This window comes from Rhodococcus sp. 14-2470-1b (assembly GCF_002259415.1).
In the GTDB taxonomy this organism is placed as follows: Bacteria; Actinomycetota; Actinomycetes; order Mycobacteriales; family Mycobacteriaceae; genus Rhodococcoides.
Map to the genome: position 1 here is coordinate 145,435 of NZ_NPFY01000006.1, position 17,970 is coordinate 163,404.

16 protein-coding genes are annotated in these 17,970 nt (G+C 64.5%); 5 read left to right on the forward strand and 11 right to left on the reverse strand.

Annotation, left to right across the window (positions count from 1 at the left end; all coding sequences use genetic code 11):
• Positions 1-51: 51 nt before the first annotated feature.
• The 3 genes from CH293_RS03925 to CH293_RS03935 are packed head-to-tail and all read right to left on the reverse strand — an operon-like array spanning position 52 to position 3,796.
• On the reverse strand, positions 52-243 hold the full coding sequence (locus tag CH293_RS03925; RefSeq protein WP_037103968.1) for an antitoxin: 192 nt from the start codon (positions 241-243) through the stop codon (positions 52-54).
• A 42-nt stretch (positions 244-285) separates the two neighbouring features.
• On the reverse strand, positions 286-2,676 hold the full coding sequence (locus tag CH293_RS03930) for an HAD-IC family P-type ATPase (RefSeq protein WP_176459902.1): 2,391 nt from the start codon (positions 2,674-2,676) through the stop codon (positions 286-288).
• Between the two features lie 19 nt (positions 2,677-2,695).
• A complete protein-coding gene (locus tag CH293_RS03935) occupies positions 2,696-3,796 on the reverse strand; it encodes an MBL fold metallo-hydrolase (RefSeq protein ID WP_094719435.1) in 1,101 nt (366 codons plus the stop codon).
• Between the two features lie 65 nt (positions 3,797-3,861).
• On the opposite strand from CH293_RS03935, the gene CH293_RS03940 reads away from it, so the two are divergent.
• Both CH293_RS03940 and htpG read left to right on the forward strand, forming a co-directional pair.
• Positions 3,862-4,854: an iron-siderophore ABC transporter substrate-binding protein gene (locus CH293_RS03940; RefSeq protein ID WP_094719436.1), complete on the forward strand. Its 993-nt coding sequence runs from the start codon at positions 3,862-3,864 to the stop codon at positions 4,852-4,854.
• A 44-nt stretch (positions 4,855-4,898) separates the two neighbouring features.
• Complete coding sequence (htpG, locus tag CH293_RS03945; RefSeq protein ID WP_094719437.1) at positions 4,899-6,824, forward strand: molecular chaperone HtpG; 1,926 nt, start codon at positions 4,899-4,901, stop codon at positions 6,822-6,824.
• An 85-nt stretch (positions 6,825-6,909) separates the two neighbouring features.
• Here the strand turns inward: htpG and CH293_RS03950 are convergent, their stop codons facing one another.
• Positions 6,910-7,497 (reverse strand): TetR/AcrR family transcriptional regulator, encoded by a 588-nt coding sequence (locus CH293_RS03950; RefSeq protein ID WP_037103764.1) that lies wholly within the window; start codon positions 7,495-7,497, stop codon positions 6,910-6,912.
• A gap of 95 nt (positions 7,498-7,592) precedes the next feature.
• On the opposite strand from CH293_RS03950, the gene CH293_RS03955 reads away from it, so the two are divergent.
• Complete coding sequence (locus tag CH293_RS03955) at positions 7,593-8,555, forward strand: hypothetical protein (protein ID WP_094719438.1); 963 nt, start codon at positions 7,593-7,595, stop codon at positions 8,553-8,555.
• A 2-nt stretch (positions 8,556-8,557) separates the two neighbouring features.
• Positions 8,558-9,358 carry a crotonase/enoyl-CoA hydratase family protein gene (locus CH293_RS03960; RefSeq protein ID WP_094626328.1) on the forward strand — a complete coding sequence of 267 codons (801 nt, stop codon included), beginning with the start codon at positions 8,558-8,560 and terminating at the stop codon, positions 9,356-9,358.
• A gap of 4 nt (positions 9,359-9,362) precedes the next feature.
• On the opposite strand, the gene CH293_RS03965 is transcribed toward CH293_RS03960, so the two are convergent.
• The 4 genes from CH293_RS03965 to shbA all read right to left on the reverse strand — a co-directional run bounded on the left by CH293_RS03965 (position 9,363) and on the right by shbA (position 13,945).
• Positions 9,363-11,012, reverse strand: a complete 1,650-nt coding sequence (locus CH293_RS03965) for a cytosine permease (protein ID WP_037103755.1) — start codon at positions 11,010-11,012, stop codon at positions 9,363-9,365.
• Positions 11,013-11,089: 77 nt separating this feature from the next.
• Entirely contained in the window at positions 11,090-12,391 is a 1,302-nt protein-coding gene (locus CH293_RS03970) for an isoprenylcysteine carboxylmethyltransferase family protein (RefSeq protein ID WP_094719526.1), read from the reverse strand.
• A complete protein-coding gene (locus tag CH293_RS03975) occupies positions 12,388-13,344 on the reverse strand; it encodes a hypothetical protein (RefSeq protein WP_241483566.1) in 957 nt (318 codons plus the stop codon). Before CH293_RS03975 ends, CH293_RS03970 begins: the two co-directional genes overlap by 4 nt.
• A gap of 28 nt (positions 13,345-13,372) precedes the next feature.
• Positions 13,373-13,945, reverse strand: coding sequence for an RNA polymerase sigma factor ShbA (gene shbA, locus CH293_RS03980; protein ID WP_037103749.1), 573 nt, complete (start codon positions 13,943-13,945; stop codon positions 13,373-13,375).
• Positions 13,946-14,178: 233 nt separating this feature from the next.
• Between shbA and CH293_RS03985 the strand changes: the two genes are divergently transcribed.
• Positions 14,179-15,126 (forward strand): alpha/beta fold hydrolase, encoded by a 948-nt coding sequence (locus tag CH293_RS03985; protein ID WP_037103746.1) that lies wholly within the window; start codon positions 14,179-14,181, stop codon positions 15,124-15,126.
• Here CH293_RS03985 and CH293_RS03990 read toward each other — a convergent pair.
• From CH293_RS03990 to CH293_RS04000, 3 genes are all read right to left on the reverse strand, one after another.
• Positions 15,109-15,735 (reverse strand): FHA domain-containing protein, encoded by a 627-nt coding sequence (locus CH293_RS03990; protein ID WP_094719439.1) that lies wholly within the window; start codon positions 15,733-15,735, stop codon positions 15,109-15,111. The two genes, CH293_RS03985 and CH293_RS03990, sit on opposite strands and share 18 nt — an antisense overlap.
• A gap of 46 nt (positions 15,736-15,781) precedes the next feature.
• Positions 15,782-16,450 (reverse strand): hypothetical protein, encoded by a 669-nt coding sequence (locus CH293_RS03995; RefSeq protein ID WP_094719440.1) that lies wholly within the window; start codon positions 16,448-16,450, stop codon positions 15,782-15,784.
• Positions 16,451-16,635: 185 nt separating this feature from the next.
• Entirely contained in the window at positions 16,636-17,967 is a 1,332-nt protein-coding gene (locus CH293_RS04000) for an ammonium transporter (protein WP_094719441.1), read from the reverse strand.
• Positions 17,968-17,970: the final 3 nt, after the last annotated feature.

The window sequence follows — 17,970 nt, forward strand, 5'->3', positions numbered from 1 at the left end:
ATGCCGTCAGCTGCGCTGCCTCGCGCAGCCGACTCGCACACGATCATTCGTTCACGGCTTGTCCGGGATGGCCTTCTTCGCCGCTTCCTGCACCTTGTCGACCTTGTCGGCGTACTTGCCACCGGTCTTGTCGTCGATGAAATCGCCCGCCTTGTCGACGACGTCCTCGATCTTGTCGGAGTTCTCGGCGGCGAGCTCTTTGCCCTTGTCGACGAAGCCCTTGAGGTTGTCTGCGAAACCCATGACCACTCCCATTCGCGTGTGTTTGTGCTGGCGGGATGAAGCTTACTTCGCGGAACGGTGTCGTTGCAGGGCCGCGCTGACGCGCCAGGACACCTCGACGAGCACGATTCCGATGGCGCCGATCACGAACGCCGAGGTCGTCAGCGCGATGTTCGACGGATCGAGCTTGAAGAACGTGCGGCAGAACGGGATGGTGAACAGCGCCAGGTAGCCCAACACCGAACCGGCGAGCAGCACGATCTTCCACCAGACGTACGGCCGAGCGACGACGGCGAGCACCCACACGGCGATCATGATCAGCGTGATCAATGCCGTCGTACTCGCCTGGGTCACCTGCTCCTCGGTCGCCTGCGGGCCCTGGTAGGCAAGTAGATACGACACGAACGTCGCGACGCCGACGATCAGGCCCGACGGCACCGCCAGGCGCATCACGCGCGGGACGAACCCGGACCGCGCGCGCTCGTTGTTGGGGGCGAGCGACAGGATGAATGCGGGGATGCCGATCGTGAACCACGCGGCGATGGTGACGTGACGCGGCAGGAACGGATACGGAATCGGCTCGAAGTGGAAGATCTGCGACAGCACCCCGGACAGCCCGATGAGGAACGCCAACAGAACCGAGTACACGGTCTTGGTGAGAAACAGGTTCGAGACGCGTTCGATGTTTCCGATGACGCGTCGGCCTTCACCCACGACGTACGGCAACGTCGCGAACTTGTTGTCCAAGAGCACGATCTGCGCGACGGCGCGCGTCGCGGCACTGCCCGAGCCCATGGCGACACCGATGTCGGCGTCCTTGAGTGCGAGCACGTCGTTGACGCCGTCCCCGGTCATCGCCACGGTGTGGCCGCGGGACTGCAGTGCACCGACCATCTGACGCTTCTGATCGGGGCGCACCCGTCCGAACGTGGTGGAATTCTCGACGGTGTCGGCGAGGTCCTCGGTGCGCTCGGGCAGATTGCGTGCGTCGATGGGGCTGCCGGCGAGGCCGAGGGATCCTGCGACGGCCCCCACCGACACTGCGTTGTCCCCGGAGATGACCTTCACGGCAACGGATTGGCTCGCGAAGTACTCGAGGGTCTCGCGGGCGTCGGACCGCACCTTCTGTTCCAGGATCACCAGCGCCCGCGGGGTGACCACACCGGGGGCCGCGTCGTCGTCGACCGGGAGATCACTGCTGGCGAGCAGCAGAACACGCAGTCCCGACGAGCCGACTTCCTCTGCCTGGCGGGCGATGTCGCTGTTCGGGTCCAGCAACACGTCGGGCGCTCCGAGAAGCCAGTTGCCGTCGTCCCCGTAGGACAGTCCACTCCACTTCTTCGCCGACGAGAACGGCGCGACCGCGGTCTCGGTCCACCCCGGATCATCCGGGAACGCTTCGGCGATCGCGAGAACACTTGCGTTCGGTCGAGGATCGTCGTGTGCGAGCGCGGCCAGGACCCGAGGCAGCGCGGCGGTATCGCCTTCTTCCACCACACGAAGCTCCGCGAGGCGCATACCGTTCTCGGTCAACGTGCCCGTCTTGTCCGCACACACCACGTCGACGCGAGCGAGCCCCTCGATTGCGGGAAGCTCCTGGACGAGACACTTCCGTTGCCCGAGCCGAACGACACCGACGGCGAACGCGATCGACGTCATCAGCACCAAACCCTCGGGCACCATCGGAACGAGGGCCGCGACCATACCGTTGAGCGCAGGACCCAACGACTGCCCCGACGAGAACAGCTGGTTGTAGATGATGAGCGCACCGGCCGGAATCATCAGGTAGGTGATGAACTTCAGGATCTTGTCGATGCCGCTCCGCAGCTCGGAGTGCACCAGGGTGAACTTGCTCGCTTCCTCGGCCAGCTTGGCGGCGTACGCATCACGTCCGACCTTCGTTGCGCGGTAGGCACCGCTACCGGCTACGACGAAACTACCGGACAGGATCGGCGCCTCGATCTCCTTGTGCACCGCGTCCGCTTCACCGGTGAGCAGCGACTCGTCGACCTCCAGCGACGACGCTTCGACCACACTGCCGTCGACGACGATCTGATCGCCCGGGCCCAACTCGATGACGTCACCGAGAACCACCTCGTCCGGGGCAACCTCACGCGCGACACCGTCCCGTCGAACAACCGGTTTGCTCTGGCCGACGATCGCGAGCTCGTCGAGCGTCCTCTTGGCCCGGATCTCCTGAATGATGCCGATACCACTGTTGGCGACGATCAGAAGTCCGAACATGCCGTCGACGATCGATCCCGTCGACAGCACGATGATCAGCAGAACACCCAGAATCGCATTGATCCGCGTGAAGACATTGCCGCGGACGATGTCCTTGACCGAACGACTCGCACGCGCCGGAACGTCGTTGGATTTCCCGTCCGCTCTGAGTTGCGCTACTTCCGCTTCGGTGAGCCCGCGTTCCCACTGCGCGTCCGTCTCGATCGACATGGACACAGACTAGTTGGGGTCAACCGAGCCTCGCCCACCACCGATCGTCCTGTGACCCCCTCGATGCATCGATCCTTTGGCCCGGCATCGGGACGACGGTGGGGACACCGACGCTGTCGGCTGCGGCCTTCAGCCGAACGATGGGTTCCGACCACGGATGGAACGCCAGATTGAACGTCGCCCAGTGCACCGGAACAAGCACATTTCCGCCCAGGTCTCCGTGTGCCCGCACGGCTTCTTCCGGGTTCATGTGGATGTCCGCCCAGCGTGGGTCATAGGCACCGACAGGCAGCAACGTCAGGTCGAACGGGCCGTACTTGGCGCCGATCTCCGCGAACTTGACCGTGTAACCGGTGTCGCCGCCGAAGAACACTCGATGCTTCGGGCCCGCGAACGCCCAGGACGCCCACTGCGTCAGATCGCGCTTGAGTCCTCGGCCCGAGAAATGCCTGGCTTCGGTGCAGGTGATCGTGATGCCGGCGACCTCGGTCTGGTCGTCCCAGTCCAATTCGACGATCCGGTCCTCCGGGATGCGCCAGTGGCGAAGGTGTGCTCCGATGCCCAGCGGAACGACGAACGGCGCCGTCTGCAGGCTAGCGAGACGCACGATGGTCGCCTTGTCGAGGTGGTCGTAGTGGTCGTGGGAGATGACGATCGCATCGACGGCGGGCAGCGCGTCGAGGGCAACCGGCGTCGGATGCAGCCGCGACGGCCCGACGGTGCGAGATGGCGACACTCGGTTGCTCCACACCGGGTCGGCGAGGATGCGCTTGCCGTCCAGTTCGACCAGCACGGACGAGTGTCCGTACCAGGTGACGGCGATCTCGCCGGCGTCGACGGGAGCGACCTGGGGTGCGAGGGGAATCGGTTGCTGCGGCTTCCCCTGCGCGCGGCGCCTGAGGAAGGACACCAGAATCGACTCGTCGCCACCGCCGGAGAAGCTGGAGCTGGGTTCGGTGTTGTGGAATCGGCGGTCGCGGTAGCGAGCCGATCCTGCCGCATAGGGCGCGATCTTGCCTGTCGTCGCACCGATCTGGGCCGGGAGTCCCCACGCTGCTCGGGCCACCCACGCTGCACCTGCGATGCCGAGGGCGATCGGCACGATCCGCTGTTTCGTCACCCCCGCGAGGATAGGTGAGCCGAACCCGGCGAACAGGACACGCAGTCATTGGCTAGCCTCACCTCATGCCTTTCGGACGCACACTGGCCATGACGCTGGTCACCGCCACCGCAGCCCTGACTCTCGTCGCATGCTCCTCGGCCGACGACGGCGAACCGGCCCAGGAAACGGCGTCGAACAGCGCTTTTCCGGTCTCGGTTGCCGGCGCCCTGGGCACCGCCGACGTGCCGGACAAGCCCGAACGCGTCGTTGCCTTGACGTGGACCGACGCGGACATCGTGTTCTCCCTGGGCGTAACGCCGATTTCCGTGGCGAAGGCTCAAACGGACTCCGGCTATCAACCGTGGTTCGAGAACGCAGTGCCGCAGACCCCTCCCGTGTGGGAAGCGAGCGGAGCCACGATCCCCATCGAGGAGATCGCCGCGCTGCAACCCGATCTGATCGTCGCCACCAAGTCCTTCACCCTGGCGCGCGCGTACGACCAGCTGACGGAGATCGCGCCGGTCGTCCATTTCGCCGACACCCCGTCGTCGGAAACCTGGCAGAGCGCGACCGCGACGGTGGCGTCGGCTCTCGGGGTTCCCGAGAAGGGCGAGCAGGTGATCGCCGACACCGAGGCCCGCATCGCCGACGCGGCCGCGCAATTCCCCGAGCTGGACGGAAAGACCTTCACGTTCTTCGTCGGGCCGAGCGACGGCGCGGTCTACATCGTCAACTCGTCGGACGACGCGGGCGCCAGCTTGCTGGGACAGCTCGGCATGGCCCCGACGGAGTTCGCCACCGCCCAACCCGTCAGCACCATCCCGGGCCGTGCGCAGATCAGCTACGACTACCTGTCGGAGACGGACGCGGACGTCATCATCGCGACCGGTCTGCCAGGTTCGGTCGACGAACTCGCCGCCCAGCCCGCCGTTCAGTCCCTGTCCGCCGTTCGACGGGGTGCGTTCGTGCCTCTCTCGCCCACGCAGGCACAATCGATCGCGTTCCCGTCGCCGCTCAGTCTGGATTGGGCGTTGAACGAAATAGTCCCGCAACTCGGCGATGCGGCTCGTAAGTAGAATGCTCGCGACGGTTTTGCTCTAGAAGGAGATCGCACACACTCATGACCACCGAACAGCGGGAATTTCAGGCCGAGACGCGCCAGCTCTTGGACCTGATGGTTCACTCCATCTACTCCAACAAGGACAGCTTCCTCAGGGAGCTGATCTCCAACGCATCCGACGCCCTCGACAAGCTGCGGCTCGAGTCCTACCGCAACAAGGACCTCGACGTCGACACCTCCGATCTCCACATCGAGTTGGACATCGACAAAGAGGCCCGGACGCTCACGATCCGTGACAACGGCATCGGCATGACGCGTGACGAGGTCATCGACCTCATCGGCACGCTCGCCAAGTCCGGCACCGCCGAGGTACGCAAGAAGCTCAAGGAAGCCAAGGACGCCGCGGCGTCGGAGGAGTTGATCGGCCAGTTCGGCATCGGCTTCTACTCGACGTTCATGGTCGCGGAGAAGGTCACGCTGCTGACCCGCAAGGCCGGCGAAGCCAGCGCCACCCGCTGGGAGTCGACCGGCGAGGGCACCTACGAGATCTCCGACGTCGACGGCGCACCGCAGGGCAGCTCGATCACGCTGCACCTCAAGCCGACCGACGAAGAGGATCACCTCTACGACTACGCGTCGGAATCGAAGATCAAACAGCTCGTCAAGAAGTACTCGGACTTCATCGCGTGGCCGATCCGCATCGACGTCGAGAAGACGGTCAAGGCAACCGAAGAGGGCGCCGAGGACACCGTCGAAATCGAGACGCAGACGATCAACTCCCAGAAGGCTCTGTGGACTCGCCCGAAGGACGAAGTGTCCGACGAGGAATACAAGGAGTTCTACAAGCACGTCTCGCACGCCTGGGACGAGCCGCTCGAGGTCATCCCGTTCAAGGCCGAGGGCACGTTCGAATACCAAGCGCTGCTGTTCATTCCGTCGCAGGCACCGTTCGATCTGTTCATGCGCGAGGGCAAGTCGGGCGTGCACCTGTACGTCAAGCGCGTGTTCATCATGGACGACTCGGAGGAGCTGCTGCCGGAGTACCTACGCTTCGTCAAGGGTGTAGTCGACGCACAGGACCTCTCGCTCAACGTCTCTCGTGAAATCTTGCAGCAGGACCGCCAGATCCGCGCGATCCGTCGTCGCTTGACGCGCAAGGTCCTCTCCACCGTCAAGGAGATGCAGAGCGAGAACGCCGAGAAGTACCAGACGTTCTGGTCGCAGTTCGGTCGCGCGCTCAAGGAAGGCCTCATCTCCGACGCCGACAACCGCGAGACGCTGCTGTCGGTGTCGTCGTTCGCGTCCACCAACTCCGAGGAGGGTCTGACCACCCTCGCCGAGTACGTCGACCGGATGAAGGGCGGACAGGAGCAGATCTACTACATGACGGGCGAATCCCGTCAGCAGATCGAGAGCTCGCCGCACATGGAGGCGTTCAAGGCTCGCGGCATCGAGGTGCTGCTGCTGACCGACTCCGTCGACGAGGTGTGGGTCGGCAACGTCCCCGAGTTCGACGGCAAGTCCTTCCAGTCCATCTCCAAGGGCGAGGTCGATCTCGACACGGAGGAGGAGAAGAAGGACGCCGAGGCCAAGCGCGAGGAGCAGGACAAGGAATTCGAGGAGCTGCTGAAGTGGCTCACCGAGACCTTGTCCGAGGACGTCAAGGAGGTTCGCCTCTCGACCCGCCTGACCACCTCCCCCGCATGCGTCGTCGGTGACGAATTCAGCTTCTCGCCACAGCTCGAGAAGATGTACAAGGCGTCGGGACAGTTCGTTCCGACCTCCAAGCGCATCCTCGAACTCAACCCGACGCACGATTTGGTGACGGGGCTCAAGAAGGCACGCGAGGAGCGCAGCGATGACGCGTCCCTCGCCGAGACCGCCGAATTGCTCTACGCAACGGCTCTTCTCGCCGAAGGCACCGAGTTGAAGGATCCGGCGAAGTTCTCTCGTCTGCTGGCGGATCGGTTGACCAGAACCGTCTAGGCGGCTCCGCCGCACGTGAGCGGAAATGTAGGCCCTGGGTCAGGAGCGGAGCCTGCGGAGCGACCAGGGAACGCTACATTTCCGCTCACAAGGAAAGCTGATCCAGGGCGTTCAGATACCCTTCCGGATCGAAGTCGGGTACCAAAGCCGACTGCAGGATGAACCCCTGACACAGGCCGACCACCAACGGAGCCATCGACTGCGCCCGCGCATCGGCATCGGAGCCGCTTGCTCCGTTGCGTCTGAACCAGACTCGTAGGTAGCCCTCGTACAGGGCCCGCAGTTCCGTGACAACCGACTCCACCGACGTGGACTCGTCGGCCTCACCGGCGGCCGCAGCCCAAATCTGCACCAGAATGCTCGGATTGCCCACGTCCTTCGTCATGCCGGCCAGGAACAGGCGGATCACCGCCGCGGGCGGAGGCAGTGGATCCTGCTTCTCCAGTCCGTCGAGGTCCTCGGCTCGGCTCTTCAGCACGTCGCGAGTGACGTGCAGGATCAGATCCTGCTTGTTCTTGAAATAGCTGTAGATCGCGCCGGCGGACATTCCGGATTCGGTGATGATGTCAGCCATCGACGTTCCCTCGAAGCCCGATCGAGCAAAGCACGCCATAGCCGCGCCGATGATCCGGCGTTTCTGTTCCTCGCGATGACTCTCGCTCACTTTGGGCACTACGCCATATTAAAAACGAACACTCGTTCTTGACAAGCTCGTGACTGCCACCCAAGATAAAGAACGATTATTCGTTTTCGAAGAGGAGACCACGCATGAAGATCACCGCCTGGCCGCGAGCCGTCGTCGTCGCACTCGGTGCGGCGGCGGCACTCACGGTCGTCGTTCTGGCATTTCTGTGGCCGTCCGTCACCTCGACGGTGCAGGGAATTCCCATTGCGGTTGTCGGAGACAACCCGGCCGTCACCGACCAGCTCGCCGGCCAATTCGAGGTATCGACCGCCGCTACCCGTGAAGCCGCCATCAGGGCGATCGAAACACGCGAGGTCTACGGCGCCGTCGTCATCGGCCAACAGCCAGAAGTGTTGACCGCATCGGCGAACGGCACGGCTGTCAGTCAGATGTTCGGTCAGATCGCCGCACAGATGAACACCACCGCCGTCGACGTCGTACCCTTCTCGAGCTCCGACGCTCGAGGGGCCGGCCTGTCCGGGATGTCCTTCCCGCTCGTCATCGGCGGAATCATCGGCGGGGTGATCATCTCGATGCTGGTTCGAGGCACCTCACGTCGACTTCTGTCCACTGTGGTCTACGGCGTGGCGGCCGGCATCGTCGTCGTCGCCGTCACGCAGGGCTGGTTCGGGATCCTGCAGGGCGCGATCGTCGTGAACGTCGCGGCAGTGACCGCGGCAATTCTGGCGATCACCGCGCTCATCGTCGGCTTGACATCGATCGTCGGCCCAGCCGGAATCGGGATCGCGGCAGTGCTGATGATGTTCATCGGCAACCCGATCTCCGGAGCGGCAGCCCCCTCGCAATTCCTACCCGGGGCGTGGGGGACCATCGGACAGTTCTTCCCACCGGGAGCCGGATCGACCCTGCTTCGCACCCTGTCGTACTTCCCCGACGCGTCGACCGCCCAGCCATGGCTGGTACTGATCGCGTGGATCGTCGCGGGACTCGCGTTCACTGCGGTCGGGCACCGAAAGATCAAGACCGCGGGCGCAAGCACGGTGCGCGCCTCGTCGGAGACGGAACCGGAGCGTGTTGCACTGTAGGTATGACCGAACCACTCTTGATCGAGCGCCGGGGCGACGTCGTCGTCTGGACGCTGAACAACCCCGAGTCCCGCAATCCGATCTCCGAGATCGAGACCGTGGCGGCGATCGAGGACGCCGTCTCCGAGGCGAATCGCGACCCGAGCGTTCGGGTCGCGATTCTCACCGGCGCAGGTTCCGCGTTCTCCTCCGGCGGCAACGTCAAGCACATGCGAGACAAGCAAGGAATGTTCGGCGGCAGCCCGGCCGAGCTGAGACAAGGCTACCGACACGGCATCCAGCGCATCCCGAAAGCGTTGTATCACTGCGAGATCCCGACGATCGCCGCAGTCAACGGCGCTGCGATCGGCGCTGGGTGTGATCTGGCGCTGATGTGCGATCTCCGCGTTGCGTCCACGACGGCGAAGTTCGCCGAAAGCTTCGTCAAGGTGGGCATCATCCCCGGCGACGGCGGAGCCTGGCTTCTTCCGCGCGCCATCGGTATGGCGCGTGCCAGCGAGATGGCGTTCACCGGCGAGGCGATCGACGCTGCCACCGCTCTCGAATGGGGTTTGGTGTCGCAGGTCGTCGAGCCTGGCGACCTACTCGACGCCGCCCACACGCTGGCAGACCGCGTCGCCGCCAATCCCCCTCAGGTACTGCGCATGACCAAGAAGTTACTGCGCGAAGGTCAGCACCAGAGCCTGGAGTCCCTACTGGAGCTGTCCGCCGCGTATCAGGCCATCGCCCACACGACTGCCGACCACGAGGAGGCAGTCGACGCAATGCTCAGTCGACGTGACCCGAAATTCTCGGGCCACTGAGCGCTCACTTCTGTTCCGGCAGAATGTGTTCGCCCGTTTTGTCGGTGCTGAGCGACAGCGAACTGATGTAGAGAATCTCGCCCTCCGGTCCGACCTTGTTGGAGCGGATCATGTCCGGCCGCTCGAACTCCATGCCGGACACATGACACAGCAGGGTCTCGTCCGACGGATTCCCGTGCTCGTCGAACATCGGCAGGTCGATACCGTCGTCGACGCGCCGCAGGTAGTATTTGCCCTTGGTTGCGACCGCGATGATCGGCGGTAGAACAATCGCGAGGACCAGCGCGACCATCGGCGAATACGGCTTGATCGCGTCACCGAAGACACCGAAGAACACGAGGATGGACAATCCTGCCGCAACGAGCATGGATACGAACCCGACCGGATTGAAGTTGTACAGCATGCCGCGGCGGAACTCCGGCACCTTGGGCGAGAGCTTCAGGATGTACTTGTTGAACACGATGTCCGAGGCGACGACCGCGATCCACGCGATCCCGCAATTGGCGTAGAAGCCCAGGATGTCGTTGAGGAAGCTGAACATGTTGGCTTCCATGAGAATCAGCGCGATCGCAAGGTTGAACAGCACGAACACCATTCGGCCCGGGTACGTCTTGGTGATGCGCGTGTAGGAGTTGGTCCACGCAAGCGATCCTGAGTACGCATTGGTGACGTTGATCTTGATCTGGCTGATGACCACGAGGATGACTGCAAGGGTCATGGCGAGCCATCCGGGCATGAAGTTCTCGTAGATCTCCAGGAACTGATGCACCGGTTCGTTGGCGATCGATGCGCCGTCGGCGACGTTCGCGATGAGGTAGACGGCGAGGAACAGTCCGACGACCTGTTTGAGAGCGCCGAAGATAACCCAACCCGGCCCGGCGAGAAGCACTGCAGTCCACCAGCGGCGAGAATTCTCGGGCGTCTTGGGCGGCATGAAACGCAGGTAGTCGATCTGCTCGGCGATCTGCGCGATGAGAGACAAGCACACTCCGGCCGCGAGCATGACCGAACCGAAGTTGACGCCCTTGCCGTCCGCGCCGTCCTGGCCACCGAACGCGAAGAACTCGCCGACGGAATCAGGGTGGCTGACGACGAGGTAGACGAACGGCAACACCATCAGGACAAGCCAGAGCGGCGTCGTCCAGACCTGAAGTTTGGCAAGCGCTTTCATGCCGTAGATGACCAGCGGAATCACCATCAATGTCGACACGGCGTATCCGATGGGCAGCGGGATGCTCAGGCCGAGCTCGAGGCCCTGCGCCATGATGGAACCCTCGAGCGCGAAGAAGATGAAGGTGAACGTCGCGAAGATGACGTTGGTGACGACGGACCCGTAGTACCCGAAGCCACTTCCGCGCGTGATCAAATCGAGGTCGATGTTGTATCGCGCTGCATAGTAGGCGAGCGGCAGACCCGTCAGGAAGATGACGACGGCGAACACCAGAATTCCCCACAGCGCGTTTCCGGTTCCGTAGGAGATTCCGATGTTCGCGCCGATCGCGAAGTCGGCGAGGTACGCGATGCCGCCCAGTGCGGACGTGGCGACGACACCGGTCCCCCACTTGCGGTAGCTACGCGGCGCAAAGCGCAGCGTGTAGTCCTCCAGCGTTTCCTTCAGTGCCGAATCTGTCGGCGCAGGCTGCACAGCGGTCATGCAAGGAAGGTAGAAGCGCTACGTGTCGCCCACGTCACGCGAAGTACAGATGCTGTTACGCAGAGCCGCAAACCTGACTAATCGGGCACCTTGACGGTGCGCGGAGCTCCCCCGGCAGCGTCGACGAGCATCTGCAGGAACCACCCGAGGATCGGCGCGCGCAGAATCCAGCCCAGCACTGCCCATCCCAACGAGACGTGTTCGAGCGCTGCCGCGATCGCTCTGGTCCCGGTCAGCGTCTCCGCTCCCTCGTAGCGCACGCGTGTCAGGGTCTCCGCATGATCCTCGGCGGCCGCGATCCGAAGCGCCACCGGACGTCGACGAGCGAACCACGGTCCGACGGTCGAGCACGGGTCGCACGTCACCGACGCGAAGAGCGTCGCCGACGGAATGCGGGTGGGTGTCCACCGGGGCATCCAGTCCCTCGTGCATCGTCGATACTCGGCCCAGTCCGACCCGAACCTCGACACGAGGTCCTCCTTCTCGTGCCACGCGGCGAGGCCGGCACCGAACGCGCCCGCGAGCACAGCCGCCGCAGCGAGAAACGGCTCACGAAAGAGACCCGCGAGAATCAGCAGAAGCACAACGGCCGACGCCTGCATCGGATTTGCAACGTAGGCGTAGGGCCCAGTCGTGACCAATCGAACCGGCGGGTCCCACGGGAACGGCGTGCCGCCGCCGATCACCGCGAAATCGGCGACCGCGCGCAGGGCGATCACGACGACGACGAGGGCAAGTTGAAGCAGCAGGGAATCGACCAGACCACCACTGTCCGCTGCAACCCGGTTCCCGATGGTCGACCATCCGGACTCGGACCATCCGACGCTTCGGGAGAGTTCGAAAGACACTGTCGGAAGGCCGAACACGAGAACAGTCCCGAACAGCACGACCTGCATGCCCGCGCGCGTCCTGAGCGCCAGCTCGTTCGTCGTCAGCATTCCGAGCAGCAGTCCGGGAAGGAGCGCGATCACCACCGCGAGGACTTCACCCCACCACCATGCCTGTTCGAGCATCACCAGCGGGCGCAGACTCCCCATGGCCAGTACGTCCGCGACGATCAGGACGCCGGCGGTTACCGCCGCATTCACCCACCGTGCCAGGAGGATCGGTAACGCACCCCACAAAGCGGACCACCCGAGCACGACGTCGACGGGCACCGACGACCACATGGTGCCCGTGGTCCCGAAGCTCCACCACCCGACCTGCACAGCAACCGCGTTCACGAGAAGCAGCGCCATGAAGTTCCAGAGCATCGCGAGAAACGCGGCGCCGCGAACCCGTGCGGACGAGGCCACCCAGAACGCACCGACCAGCAGCACCGGCAGCAGTACTGCGCAGGAACGCAGCGCAGCCACTGACAGACCGGTGTCGATGTTCACTGGTTCAGGCTGTCCAGCAGCCACCCCGCGGCGCGTTCGGTGACGTACTCCTCGATGGGACCGAAGTACCACGCGGGCGCCAGCTCACGCGTGTAGGAAAGCTCCAGATCCACCGCAGTGTGCGTCGAATCCACTGCGCTCCAGGTAATGTCGGCGACATTCCACGTCAGCCACGACGAGATGGGCGTGGTGTCACCGACGACCGCGAGGCGCGCGGAATCGTATGTGCGCGACACGACCTCGAAGGTGAGCTCGGTCGTGTGCTCGCCCCAGTGGTGCTCGGACACCAGCAATGGCCGGTGGTGCGCTCCGGTGAACGTGACGGTTCGACGAGCACCCACCTCGAGCGATCCACCGCTGTCCGCGAGCGGCTCCGGAAAACCCCACGACAGAACTCCCGGGAGGGGTGTCCCACCGAAGTCCAGTGGTCGCTCCCACGCTGCGACGACGTCGGGCACGTCTGCGTTCAGGATTCGAGATGCGGACACCGTGGTCGCACCGTCGAACGTCGTCGCGGGCACGATACCCTCCGACGCTGCGACGGCGACGAGGACGAGCGCGGGGACGGCAACCGCGTGCACCTTGCCCTCTCCCGGCCCGGACTTGGCGATCTTCTCGACGACGATGGCGACGAGTCCGCCGATCAGGTAGAAGATCGGGGCCGCGAAGATGACGCAGATGAAGCCCTCACCCAGCAGCATCATCGACATCAGAAGCAGGACGGTGATGACCTTCATCGTGATGCCGACGGCGCTTCGACTCGGAGCGGACAACACCACGATGACCGCTACCACCGCAGGAATGCCGACGTAGAACGCCGCGGTCTGAGCAGCGCCTGTCTCGGTCAGCGCATGCCGCAGAAAGACCGCGACAGCGAAGGCGACGACACTGCCTGCCACCACGTATTGCGCCGGTGTCGGTCGACGTTTCCGTACTTCGTCCCCCTGTGTCATGCCCAGTAGGCAACCATACGGAAGACCGTCACGCACTGAGCAGTACGAAGTTCGCCATTTCAGCTCGAAGTTGATTCATGGCCCGGTGCTGGGCAACGCGTACCGCACCGGCGCTCATACCGAGCGCTCGACCCGTTTGCGGAGCGGTCATGCCCCACACCACCCGCATCAGAATGATCTTGCGGTGACGGGGAGGCAGCGTTGCCATCAATGCCATTGCTTCGCTGCGGAATTCGCCTTCGATCGCATGCTCTTCCGGCGTGTCGTCGGTGGACGGCTCGTCGAGCACCGAGTCCAGCGAATACGACCGTCGCAGAGTGGCTTTGCGGCCGGCGTCGGCAAGTTTGTGCGCAGCGATGCCGTAGACGAAGGCCATGAACGGCTTGCCCATGTCGCGGTACTTGGGAATTGCCGTCACCAATGCCAGACACACATCTTGCACCACGTCGTCCGCCGCCACATCCAGATTCCCCAAACGTGTTGCACAGTAACGAGCAAGCCTGGGCCTGACCAGCGCAATGACATCCTCGAGGGCTCGTCGATCGCCGCCGACCGCCAGCGGAACCCGCGATTCGAGCATGTCCACGATGTCGTTCGTCATCGTCGAAGTCCTCCCTGACTCACCGAAGCGCCTTGTGTGTAGTTCGATCCTGCGGCGGATGCGGCTTGGTCGATACCCACCCCAGGGTGAGGAGAGCCCATCCCTGAGGGTCAGCTGCTCACCTCTCCGGGTTGCTGTGTTTCCGCGTGGAGAAACGCACGATGAACAAGGAAGTAACAGCACGTCACGCGTCGGCGAATAGCCCTACACAGCGGCCGGAAACGGAGACCAACATGAGCGAACGAACGTACGGACGAAGCACCGTCGTGACGGACGACGGCACTGCGCTCTCGGTGTACGAGACCGGCCGCCGCGATGCACCGCTCACCGTGGTGTTCGTTCACGGCCACTGTCTCGCGAAAGAATCGTGGTTCGACGTCCGCGACCAGCTGCGGAAGACCTGGGCCGACGAAGTGCGGATGGTGTTCTACGACCACCGTGGGCATGGCTCGTCGGCGGCTGCCGATGCGTCGACGTACACGATCGAACAACTCGGACGCGACCTCGGCGCCGTGATTCGGGCGATGGTGCCCACCGGCCGATACGTCGTGATCGGCCATTCGATGGGCGGAATGACAGCGATGTCCTACGCCCGCCAGCACCTCGCCGAGCTGGGCAGTCGCCTCGTCGGCGTCGGTTTGATCGCCTCCGCCGCGAACGGCATCGCCGAGGAGGGCCTCGGTGCCTGTCTCGCCCACCCCGTCGTGTCGATGTTCCGCACCGCTGTCCGACGCGCACCGAGCGCCATGGCCGCGTCGAAGCGCCTGAGCAGGGGAATCTGCGCGCCCATCGTGCGGGCAGCAGGCTGCGGATCGCGACGGGTCAGCCCGCGGGTGGTCGCCTTGGCGTCGGCGATGTTGAACGAAACGTCGGTGGTGACCATGGCGGGATTCCTCGGATCGCTGCACGAATTCGACGAATCGGAGAACCTGCCGGCTCTCGCCGTGGTCCCGACGCTGGTCCTGTGCGGGTCCGACGACCTGATGACGCCGATACGCCATTCTCGCGTCATCGCCGACTTCCTGCCCGCGGCGCGGATGGTGACCGTGGAGAAGGCCGGTCACATGGTCATCCTGGAACGTGCCGGTGAGGTCGCCGACGCCGTGGCCACGCTCGTCGCGCAAGCGGACCCGGCCTCGCGTCGCGATGGGGCTAGGCGCGTCCTAGAGGTCGCGTTGTGAGATGACCCCGCTGTGCATGGCGCGTTCGGCCAGCCGGACGCGCTTCTGATTCTGGGGTAAGTCCTCCACGCCGAACTTGGCGAACAGCACCCTCAGATGCGTCTTGACGGCGTCGACGCTCAGGAATATCTCCGACGCGATCTCCTGGTTCGACGACGGGTTCGCGAAGGTCGCGTTGTGCTTGTACGGCCTGCACAGTGCGACGAGGACAGCCCGTTGCGTCTCGGTGAGTGACCGAGTACTGGGCATGTCGGATGCGATGCGCGTGGCCTCGTCGCCGACGCCGGAGAAGTCGTGGAAGGTCAGCAGCGACGTGCCGATGCGGATGGTGTCGCCGTGTCGGAGCCGCCGCCGCCCTGCCAACCGGTCTCCGCCGACGAAGGTGCCGTTGCGCGAAAGCCCGTCGTCGACGATGGTCCAGTGGCCGCCCATCCACTCGACCGTCGCATGCAGGCGAGAGACCTCGTGGTCGTCGGGGAAGGACACGTCCGCCTGTACGGACCGTCCGAGCGTCAGCCTGCCGAGTTCCGGCGTCAGCGCGACGTCCCGACGTGTTCCGTCGTCGGCGTCGTATCGAAGGCGTGCACCGTCCTGCTCCCCAGGATTCACCGCTACATCCTGCTCCGGCCCGGTGGGCCGGAGCAAGACGCAGGAGTTACTTCTTGACGGGCGGTGCGTTCAGCAGCGTGATGAACGGTCCCGCGTTGCTGGCGAGTGCGGACAGACCGCCGATGGCCGTTCCGGCGAGCGATGCCGTGGAGCCGAGCAGCAGTGCTCCGCCGATGCACCCCGCAAGCGGTCCTGCGCCGAAGAGCAGAGCTGCGGGTGCCGAGACGACGCCGACGGCGACTGCGCCGAGCAGGCAGCCACCGACGAGTCCCGTTGCTGCACCGAGGAATCCACCGACGGACGCCGACAGGCTCAGGTTGTCCTTGACTCCTGCGACTGCAGCGGGCAGGTCGACCTGCTGCAGGCCCGGAATCTGCGTCGACACCGGCGTCGCGGCCGCGGGCGACGCGTCGGCGGTGAGCACGGCGTGGTTGCCGTCGATCTCCGCGGCAACGGGGTGCGCGAGTCCCTCGAACGCGATGGACAGCGGCACCGAATCGACGAGGGCTCCGCCTGCGTCGCGGACGACCAGGTGATTGTTCTCGTTGCTCAGGGTGCCTGCGGAGGTGTCGACCAGCACCTGATCCCCCTGTGCGGTGACGTTCCACCCCACGGGCGCGGGAGCGGGCGCCGGGTCCGCGTAGGACGTCCCCATTGCGGTCGTCATTGCGGCGATGACCAATGCCGACGTTGCTGCGAATCTACCGATCTTCATGTTCCCCGTCTTCCGATGTCTGCTCCACACACCCCTTCTGGGTGCGGCGCAAAGCTACGGCGCGGAGCGAGTCCGCATACTGGACGGCAGAGAGACGGAGCGCATCCATAGCGTTAACAGTAGATCAGCTCTACCTCAAAGGGACAGAACGGATTTCGTAGATTCAAGGGCCGGTAATCGCCATCCTATTTCTTGCCGAACAAGCCCGGCCCATTGGACCCACCGTGACCGACGGCGAAGTCGTACGCCGACTCCGCGTGCTCGTGTTCGTCCAACCCGTCGGCTTCGTGTTGGGCGTCGGCACGGACACCCATGACGGCTTTGATTCCGAGTGCAATCAGGGCGGTCACGACGCCGGTGTAGGCCATCACCGCGACCACCGCAACGAACTGAACCCACAGCTGATGCAGTCCGCCGCCGTAGAACAGGCCGTCGACGCCTGCCGGCATGTCTGCGCTCGCCAGCAATCCGATCATCAGAGTGCCGACGATTCCGCCGACGAGATGCACACCGACGACGTCGAGCGAATCGTCGTAACCGAAGCGGTACTTCAGGCCGATTGCAAGCGCACACAATGCTCCCGCTGCGATACCGATACCCGCGGCACCGATCGGCGTCACCGCCGTACAGGACGGCGTGATCGCCACGAGTCCCGCGACGACTCCTGATGCAGCACCGAAGGAGGTGGCCTTGCCGTCGCGGATCTTCTCGACCACGAGCCACGCCGCCATGGACATCGCGCCCGCCCCGAGCGTGTTGACCAACGCGACGGCAGCGACACCGTCCGCTGCCAGCGCCGAGCCTGCATTGAAGCCGAACCACCCGAACCACAGCAACCCCGCACCGAGCATGACGGCGGGAAGATTGTGCGGCCGCATCGCTTCTCGCGGCCATCCCCGACGGTTGCCGACGACGAGTGCGAGAACCAGACCCGCCATACCCGCGTTGATCTCGACGGCGGTCCCTCCCGCGAAGTCGACCGCTCCCAGGGCGTTCGAAATCCACCCGCCGGTCTCGGCGACCAGTCCGTCGAGAGAGAACACCCAGTGCGCCACCGGGAAGTACACGAGCGTCGCCCACAGTCCTGCGAACAGAACCCATGGCACGAACCGCATCCTGTCCGCGACGGCGCCGGAAATGAGCGCGACCGTGACCATCGCGAACCCCGCCTGGAACGCCGCGAACACCAAGCCAGGGACGGTCCCGACGAGCGGAATCGACACGGCATCACCGGAATACGTTCCGCCCAGCAGATCACCGAGCCCGACGAACTGCAGCGGATTGCCGATCCAGCCGCCCAGCACACCGTCACCGAACACCATTCCGAACCCGAACAGCAACCACAGCACCCACACGACGGCGATGGCCGACAGGCTCATCATCATCATGTTCAGCACACTCTTGGCGCGCACCATGCCGCCGTAGAAGAACGCGAGCCCCGGCGTCATCAACAGCACCATCGCGGTGCAAACGAGCAGCCAGGCGGTGTCACCCGTGTCGGGTGCGCCGAGTGTCACCGG

Excerpts from the sequence above, each read along its gene's own strand:
- CH293_RS03925 (WP_037103968.1), bottom strand. The coding sequence starts at position 243 with ATGGGTTTCGCAGACAACCTCAAGGGCTTCGTCGACAAGGGCAAAGAG.
- CH293_RS03930 (WP_176459902.1), bottom strand. The coding sequence starts at position 2,676 with ATGTCGATCGAGACGGACGCGCAGTGGGAACGCGGGCTCACCGAAGCG.
- CH293_RS03940 (WP_094719436.1), top strand. The coding sequence starts at position 3,862 with ATGCCTTTCGGACGCACACTGGCCATGACGCTGGTCACCGCCACCGCA.
- htpG (WP_094719437.1), top strand. The coding sequence starts at position 4,899 with ATGACCACCGAACAGCGGGAATTTCAGGCCGAGACGCGCCAGCTCTTG.
- CH293_RS03955 (WP_094719438.1), top strand. The coding sequence starts at position 7,593 with ATGAAGATCACCGCCTGGCCGCGAGCCGTCGTCGTCGCACTCGGTGCG.
- CH293_RS03960 (WP_094626328.1), top strand. The coding sequence starts at position 8,558 with ATGACCGAACCACTCTTGATCGAGCGCCGGGGCGACGTCGTCGTCTGG.
- CH293_RS03965 (WP_037103755.1), bottom strand. The coding sequence starts at position 11,012 with ATGACCGCTGTGCAGCCTGCGCCGACAGATTCGGCACTGAAGGAAACG.
- CH293_RS03975 (WP_241483566.1), bottom strand. The coding sequence starts at position 13,344 with ATGACACAGGGGGACGAAGTACGGAAACGTCGACCGACACCGGCGCAA.
- shbA (WP_037103749.1), bottom strand. The coding sequence starts at position 13,945 with ATGACGAACGACATCGTGGACATGCTCGAATCGCGGGTTCCGCTGGCG.
- CH293_RS03985 (WP_037103746.1), top strand. The coding sequence starts at position 14,179 with ATGAGCGAACGAACGTACGGACGAAGCACCGTCGTGACGGACGACGGC.
- CH293_RS03995 (WP_094719440.1), bottom strand. The coding sequence starts at position 16,450 with ATGAAGATCGGTAGATTCGCAGCAACGTCGGCATTGGTCATCGCCGCA.